Here is a 7622-nt window from a genome sequence, read left to right as displayed (position 1 = left end):
TTAATAAGGGCCAGGAGCCGATCCGGCCGGCACCTGGCCCGCCCGGATCGGCTCCGCCGACACCCCGCCCGTCTTCGACGGAGCGCCGAAGGGGTTCGGCGATCGGCCGATGCAGGACGCGGAAGCCTGGGGGCGCGAGCTGCCGGAGTGGGTGCAGGAGGTCGGGGACCGTCCTGTCGAGTTTCTCCAGGGGCGGCGCCACGAGGTGTTCGACCGCAAGGACAGGGCCGTCCGGCATGTGAGGAAGCTGGCCGACGCGGCCGGGATCCCGCGGGTGCGGCTCGGGGACGTCCGGCAGGACGCGCCCATCGTGGGCGGGCTCGTTCGCGAGATCGCGGACACGCAGCCCGTTCCAGGCGAGAATCCGCAGGCCGAGGCTCAGCAGGAGCAGCGGTCGCCGACGGACGATGACAGGCACGCGAGCGGCGAGGCGGCCGGTGGCGCCGCGCCCGCTCCCGGTGTGCAGGGGTCTGCCGCGTCCGATGCGGAGGACCAGGCGCCGGGCCGCTGCGCCGGCTGCCAGGGGGACCAGCGTGCCCCCGGGCCCGTGGCGCCGTCCGGCCAGGACGGCCCGCGAGGCTCCGGCGGGCACGTGTTCGTGCCGATCGCCGATCTTCGCGACGGCCCGTACGCGGCGGCGCCTGCCGCCGCGGACACGAGCACGTTCCACCGCACGGCGCTGACCGACGTGTCCGCGCCCGGCGGCCCGTCCGTCGTCCCGGACTAGGGCCGCCCCCGGCCCGCAGAGGCCGGTTCCCGGACGGCCCGCGCGCGATCGAGCGCGCCGCCCGTCCCGGTCACCTCAACGAACTTCTCTCGGATCCGCAACGGCCTCGCATGGCCGCTGCGAGCTGCGCCCATCCGGAAGGTGCCGCGCAGCGACCACCACCGATTCACCCAATCGCGAAACAGGACAGGAGCAACACCATGCGCAAGTGGGCAAGGAACACCGGCCGCGCCGCCCTGGTGGCCGCGGGCGCCGTCGCCGCCGGGGCCGCCTTCGGCCCCGCCGGCGCCGTCGCCGACACGGACATGAAGACGTCCGGCAACTTCAGCGTGCTGGGCGGCAACCAGGTGCACGCCCCGATCTCCATCCCCGTCGAGGTGAGCGGCAACGCCGTCGGCGCCGTGCTCGGGGCGGCCCAGGCCCAGTCGATGGGCGGCTCCAGCGTCGAGAACGCCCGGCACGGCGGCGGCGACGACATGCAGACCTCGGGCAACTTCTCGATCGGCGGGGGCAACCAGGTCTACGCGCCGATCAGCATCCCGGTCAACGTCTGCGGCAACGCGATCGCGATCGTCGGGATCGCCAAGGCCCAGTGCAAGGGCGGCGCCAGCGTCTCGTCCGGCAAGTCCGACCACGGCTACGACGCTCCCGGATACCGGACGAACTCCGGCTGGGGCGACAAGGGCGGCTGGGGCCACCACGGCCACGGGGGCATGCAGACCTCCGGCAACTTCAGCATCCTGGGTGGGAACCAGCTGTACGTGCCGATCAGCGTTCCGGTGAACGTGTGCGGCAACGCGGTCGCCGTCGTGCTCAGCGTGGCGCAGGCCCAGTGCAAGGGCGGCGCCTCGGTCGAGCGCGACGCCCACGACGCCCCGAAGATGAAGACGTCGGGCAACTTCAGCGTGCTGGGCGGGAACCAGGTGTACGCGCCGATCAGCGTTCCGGTGAACGTGTGCGGCAACGCGGTCGCCGTCGTGCTCAGCGCGGCGCAGGCCCAGTGCAAGGGCGGTGCCTCGGTCGGTGACCCCGACGACGAGTTGCCGCCCACGCTGCGGACGGTGGAGAAGAAGACCAAGGTCCGCAAGCCGGTCGGGAAGCTGTCCTCGGTCGGGAAGCTGTCCTCGGTCGGGAAGAAGCTGACGTTGAAGCTGCGCGGGAGCGGCTCCCGCACGGCGCCGGCGGCCCCGAACTACCGGACCGCGGACGGCCTGCCCGCCGTCCAGGATCTCCTGGACTCGCTCAAGAAGACCGCACCGGTGTCGGTGCCCGGGGTGAACGTCAAGCCGGGGCAGGTCGGCCCGAAGCTGCCGGCGGGGAACGAGGCGCCGGTCAAGGTCGGCGCCCCGGCCCTGAACTGAGGCGAAGCGTGAATCGGCGCGGGTGACGATCCGCAGCCGATGGTTCTCTCATCCAGGGGCCCTTCATCGGCCGGCCGAGGGTGAGCAGAACCCATGAAGTCGAGGGGGCGGCAGACGTGCCGCCCCCTTTTCCTCGTCGATGGAGGTCGACCATGCTCGGTCGCAAGTCCCTCGCCGCCACGGCCCTGGCCGTGTGCTGCGGCTCGTCCGTGCTGGGCGTCCCGCGGGCGCAGGCTGAGCCCGCCGCTCCGGTCGCCGCTCCCGCGGGTCCGAAGGAGGGCGCGCTGATCGCGCGCCTCCAGATCACGCGGATCGGGCTGAAGACCGAGGTCAGGGAGGGCGTCGGCGAGTCCGTGCTGCGGCGCGCCGTCGGCCGCTACCCGGGGACGGCCCTTCCCGGGCGGGACGGCAACACCGCCCTCTTCGGCCATCGGACCACCTGGCACCGTCCGTTCCACAAGCTCGACAGGATCCGGCGCGGCGACCCGATCGTGCTGCGGGCCGGCGGGACGTCCTATGTCTACAAGGCGAGCGGCAAGCGCGTCATCGAGCCGGACGACAGGCGGGTCCTGGAGCCGGTGCCCTTCAAGCGGGGCAGCGCGCCCGACGGCGGGTACATCACGCTCATCACCTGCACCCCGAAGGGCTCGGACCGTTACCGCCTCGTCGTCGTCGGCAAACTCCACCAGAAGAAGCGCATCCGCTGACGGCCGGACGCCGGACGGGGCGAGCGGCCGTGCCCGCTCGCCGGTCAGCGTCCGCCGTAGAGGGCGATCAACCCGTCGTAGTCGCCCTTGCCGAGGGTGGCGGGCCCGTCGTCGCACGACGCGAGGGACGGGGTCATGGTGAGGTTGACGTGGTCCGCGCCTTCGACATGGTCCAGGCCGAAGACGTGCCCGGCCTCGTGCGTCGCGACGGCCTCGGCCGAGTAGGCGCCGGACTGGCACGTCCCATCCGACCACCAGGTCTTGCCCCGCTCCTGCAACGCCATGTCGGTCTCGACGGTGGTCTCCCCGTCGTACCAGATGCAGGTCGCGGCCAGGATGTCGCGCTCCGCGCCCGTCATGGCGAGCCAGCCGAACGTGTTGACCCGGTTCCGGTTCCCGCAGGCGGCGTCCCCGGTCACGTTCGGGGGGCCGTCCGACCGCCCCGCGTCGCGCGCGCCCACGTCGGGCGGCGGGGTGAACCGGTCCCCGTTCCCGCAGTCGGTGCGGGCGTCGACCATGTTCGAGACGCCCTCGGCGATGCCGGTCTTCGGGAGCCCGCTCGTCCCCGGGTGGTAGCGCCACTCGACCGTCGAGCCCTTCGGCCACTTGCTGGGTTCGAGACGGTGCACGCCGTCCTCGCACGGATCCAGGGGCGCGCGGGACGCGCGCGGCCTGCCCTCGGGGACCCGCCCGCCCTTCGTGCTGATCGTGACCGCGCCCGCGCGGCCGTCGACCTCGATGCGCAGCTCGGCGCCGCCCGTGGTGCGCATCGCGTGCGCGACCAGCGAGGTCCCGTCGGACGGGACGACCGCGGCGAGCCCGTTGGCGCCGCGCACGGTCCGGCCGCGCAGGTCGCAGTCGGTGATCTTGACCTTCTGCGGCATCGCGCGGGCGGACAGCGTCCCGCCGGGCTTGCACCAGGCGGGCGACCGCTGGGCGGCCAGGGCGGTCCCGGCACCGGCGGTCACCGTGCACGCGAGCGCCGTGCACGCGAGCGCCGTGCACGCGAGCGCCGCCGTCACCGCCGCGGCCGCCGCCACCGGCCCGGACGCGCGTGGGAATCCGTGCATATCAGTTCTCCGATGTGTGGGAACGTCCTTTCGCAGTCTTGCGCGGGACGGGGAAAGGGAAACCGCCGCTTTCTAAAATGATCACCATTGTGCGCGCGTCGGCAGTCGTAAATATGCGCGATGAGAATTTGCTGCGGAAAAGTGCCCATGGAGTCGGAGGGGGGCGACGTAAGTCTTCGGTCAACCGCACCCCATAATCGTGTAAACGTGTTTACATCGCACCTATTCGGAAACGCAGCAAGTAATCCGGCAACTCGGGATCAACAGAACAAGGGCGCCGGTGCCCCCGGCGTCCGACCGAGACTCACCGCTACCGAGAGGCGGGTACCGCCCTCCCCTCACCCCCCGCCGTCCGGCAGCGTTCTCACGGAAGCAGAGGTGTTCAACGTGGAGGCGCAGACACAGGTGCGGGAACTGATGGGCACGAGTGTGACCGACACCAACGGGGCGAAGGTGGGCACGATCAAGCAGGTCTACCTCAACGACGACTCCGGCGCGCCGGAGTGGGTGACGGTGCACACCGGATGGTTCGGGATGCGGGAGAGCTTCGTCCCCCTTTCCGGAGCGCGCAAGAACCAGGACATGCTGCAGGTCCCCTACGACAAGGAGACCATCAAGGGTGCTCCGAACGTGGACGCGGACGAGCACCTGTCGCATGCGCAGATCGTGGACCTCTACCGGCACTACGGCGTGCGTCCCCCGGGCGGGCGCCGCACCGAGGAGACGGGCACGTCGACGGAGACGTCCGGTGACCGCCGCACGACCGGCGAGGAAGGCCGGGCCGGCACCGGCACGACGGGCCCGCAGGAGACCTCCGGCAAGGCGGCCGCGGCGGGCGCCGCGGGTACCGCGGGCGGTGCCGCGGGCGCGGCCGGAATGGCCGTCCGCCCCGAGAAGGGCGAGAAGGGCAAGAAGCAGATGCCGGCCCAGTCGGCCCGCGCGGGCGCGGAGTCCGCCCCGACCGAGATCACCCGGTCGGAGGAGCGGATGCGCATCAACACCGAGCGGCACGAGACGGGCCGCGTCCACGTGCACAAGTGGATCGAGACCGAGATGGTCGAGCGCACGATCCCCGTCTCCCACGAGGAGATCAAGATCGACCGCGAGCCCATCGCGGACGGCCGTCCGAGCGCGGAGGTGTCGGTCTCCGAGGAGGATCTGGAGATCATCCTCTACGAGGAGCGTCCGATCATCGCGAAGGAGGCCATCCCGGTCGAGCGCGTCCGGATCCGCACCGAGCAGGTGCAGGACGAGCAGACGGTCCGCGGCGAGCTTCGCAAGGAGCGCGTCGAGGTCACGCGCGACGACGAGATGACGACCGAGCGCGGGCGGACCGGTCGCGGCGAGCGCGGCGACCGATCCCGGTAGCTCCGCCTGAGCACGACGCGAGCGCGCCCGGCCGAGTCGCCCACCCGCCGACCGGCCGGGCGTCCGCGTGACCGCCCGTTCACGCGCGGCGGGTGACCGGGTGTGGCCATGGGTGCGGTAGGGGCCCACGGCGGGCGGTGCGTCGATCGTTCCAGTGGTCCGTCCGGCTTGCGGAGGGGAGCGCGGGCGGTGGTCAGGCGGCTGGTCCGGCGCCGCCCGGGAGCACGGGATAGCGCTGAAGTTGATCTCCGTCAAGCCCCCTTTCCACGGCCTCCACGGCGGGCCGCGCGTAAATAGTTAGGTTTCTTGACAGGTAAGCGGAGCCGGAGGATTTTCCTGGGTGACGACGTCACCGGTGCAGGGATCATGGCCGTCCGGGCGAGCCATGATTCCGGGCCCCGGCGCGGTCCGCCGGGCCGCGCGGCGTCGAGGTAGCGACCCAGGAGGGACGACTTGCGACACCCCTACAGACGCGTCATCAGCCCCCGGATCGGACGGTCAATGGTCGCGCTCGCGACCATCGCCGGCCTCCCGTCGGCCATCGCGGCGCCGCCCGCGTCGGCCGTCTCCCCGCCCGCCGCTCCGGCGAGCGCCCCCTACCTCAACAAGTGGCTCCCCGTCTCCACGCGGGTCGACGACCTCCTCGGCCGCATGACCCTGGAGGAGAAGGTCGGCCAGATGACGCAGGCCGAGCGCGGCGCCGTCGACGGGGACCGCGACCAGATCACGGAGCTGAAGCTCGGCTCGGTGCTGTCGGGCGGCGGTTCGGTGCCCGCCGAGAACACCCCCGAGGGCTGGGCGGACATGGTGGACGCCTACCAGTCGAAGGCGCTCGCCACCCGGCTGCGGATCCCGCTGCTGTACGGGATCGACTCGGTGCACGGCCACAACAACCTCGTCGGGGCGACGGTCTTCCCGCACAACATCGCGATGGGCGCCACCCGCAACCCGCGCCTGGTCCGCGAGACGCAGGAGATCACCGCGAAGGAGACCAGGGCGACCGGACCGCAGTGGAGCTTCGCTCCGTGCGTCTGCGTCGTCCGCGACCTGCGCTGGGGACGCGCCTACGAGAGCTACGGCGAGGACCCGAAGCTCGTCACGAAGATGGAGACCGGCATCGAGGGCCTCCAGGGCCGCCATCGGCGGGACCTGAAGAGCCCCGAGCACGTCCTCGCGACGGTCAAGCACTACGCGGGCGACGGCGACACGGTGTTCGGCTCGTCCACCACCGACGGCTACACCCTCGACCAGGGCGTCACGGTCACCGACCGCCGGACGTTCATGAAGACCAACGTGGCGCCGTACGTCACGGCCGTGCGGAAGCACGACGTCGGCAGCATCATGCCGTCGTTCTCCAGTGTGGACTGGAAGGAGGACGGCGTCGGCAATCCGCTCAAGATGCACGCGCACAAGGAGCTGCTGACCGGCGTCCTGAAGGGCGAGATCGGGTTCGACGGCTTCCTCATCAGCGACTGGGCCGCCATCCAGCAGATCCCCGGCGACTACGCCACCCAGGTCCGGACGTCCGTCAACGCGGGCGTCGACATGTTCATGGAGCCCAATACCGCACCCCAGTTCGTCGAGACGCTTCTCGCCGAGGTGCGGGCGGGACGGGTGACGATGTCGCGCATCGACGACGCCGTCGGCCGCATCCTGAAGGCGAAGTTCGAGCTCGGCCTGTTCGAGCGCCCGTACACCGACCGGCGGCACGCCGGCACGATCGGCTCGCCGGCGCACCGCGAGGTCGCCCGCCGGGCCGTCGCCGAGTCGCAGGTTCTGCTGAAGAACTCTCGCCGTGCTCTGCCGCTGAAGCGCGGCGAGGACATCTACGTCGCGGGCGTCAACGCCGACGACATGGGCAACCAGGCCGGCGGCTGGACGGTCACCTGGCAGGGGCAGTCCGGCGACATCATCCCCGGCACGACGATCCTGGAGGGCATCGAGCAGTACTCCCGCAACGTCACCTACAGCGAGGACGCGTCGGCGCCCACCTCGGGCAGTGACGTGGGCGTCGTCGTGGTGGGCGAGACCCCGTACGCCGAGGGCGTCGGCGACGTCGGCAACGGGCACACGCTGAACCTGTCCGACGCCGACAAGGCCAACATCGACAAGGTGTGCGGTGCGATCGAGACCTGCGTCGTCGTCGACGTCGCGGGCCGCCCGCAGATCGTCACCGACCGGCTGCCGGAGATGGACGCGTTCGTCATGTCCTGGCTGCCCGGCAGCGAGGGCGCGGGCGTCGCGGACGTCCTGTTCGGCAAGCGCCCGTTCACGGGCCGCCTGCCGGTGACCTGGCCCCGCAGCGAGGACCAGGAGCCCATCAACATCGGCGACCGCGACTACGACCCGCTGTTCCCCTACGGCCACGGCCTCCGCACCCGCCGCTGAC

General features: G+C 71.6%; 6 protein-coding genes. 5 read left to right on the top strand and 1 reads right to left on the bottom strand.

Features of this window, described 5'->3' with window-relative positions:
• Window positions 1-109 precede the first annotated feature (109 nt).
• From E1281_RS15720 to E1281_RS15710, 3 genes are all read left to right on the top strand, one after another.
• Window positions 110-727, top strand: coding sequence for a hypothetical protein (locus tag E1281_RS15720; protein WP_131878783.1), 618 nt, complete (start codon window positions 110-112; stop codon window positions 725-727).
• Window positions 728-927: 200 nt separating this feature from the next.
• Window positions 928-2088 (top strand): chaplin family protein, encoded by a 1161-nt coding sequence (locus E1281_RS15715; RefSeq protein ID WP_165958948.1) that lies wholly within the window; start codon window positions 928-930, stop codon window positions 2086-2088.
• A gap of 152 nt (window positions 2089-2240) precedes the next feature.
• Window positions 2241-2795: a class E sortase gene (locus E1281_RS15710; RefSeq protein ID WP_131878779.1), complete on the top strand. Its 555-nt coding sequence runs from the start codon at window positions 2241-2243 to the stop codon at window positions 2793-2795.
• A gap of 44 nt (window positions 2796-2839) precedes the next feature.
• Here E1281_RS15710 and E1281_RS15705 read toward each other — a convergent pair whose 3' ends face one another.
• Complete coding sequence (locus E1281_RS15705) at window positions 2840-3865, bottom strand: matrixin family metalloprotease (protein WP_131878777.1); 1026 nt, start codon at window positions 3863-3865, stop codon at window positions 2840-2842.
• A 387-nt stretch (window positions 3866-4252) separates the two neighbouring features.
• Here E1281_RS15705 and E1281_RS15700 point away from each other — a divergent pair, with 387 nt between their 5' ends.
• Entirely contained in the window at window positions 4253-5233 is a 981-nt protein-coding gene (locus tag E1281_RS15700; protein ID WP_165958947.1) for a PRC and DUF2382 domain-containing protein, read from the top strand.
• 453 nt (window positions 5234-5686) lie between these two features.
• The gene (locus tag E1281_RS15695) at window positions 5687-7621 is read left to right on the top strand and encodes a glycoside hydrolase family 3 protein (RefSeq protein ID WP_243716988.1); all 1935 of its coding nucleotides are present in this window, start codon (window positions 5687-5689) and stop codon (window positions 7619-7621) included.
• The last annotated feature ends 1 nt before the right edge of the window (window position 7622 follow it).

Origin of the sequence: Actinomadura sp. KC345 (genome assembly GCF_004348515.1) — a bacterium.
GTDB lineage: Bacteria > Actinomycetota > Actinomycetes > Streptosporangiales > Streptosporangiaceae > Spirillospora.
Note: the sequence above shows the minus strand (reverse complement) of the source record. Positions and strands in the feature narration are given on the sequence as shown.

Excerpts from the sequence above, each read along its gene's own strand:
- E1281_RS15715 (WP_165958948.1), top strand. The coding sequence starts at position 928 with ATGCGCAAGTGGGCAAGGAACACCGGCCGCGCCGCCCTGGTGGCCGCG.
- E1281_RS15705 (WP_131878777.1), bottom strand. The coding sequence starts at position 3,865 with ATGCACGGATTCCCACGCGCGTCCGGGCCGGTGGCGGCGGCCGCGGCG.
- E1281_RS15710 (WP_131878779.1), top strand. The coding sequence starts at position 2,241 with ATGCTCGGTCGCAAGTCCCTCGCCGCCACGGCCCTGGCCGTGTGCTGC.
- E1281_RS15720 (WP_131878783.1), top strand. The coding sequence starts at position 110 with ATGCAGGACGCGGAAGCCTGGGGGCGCGAGCTGCCGGAGTGGGTGCAG.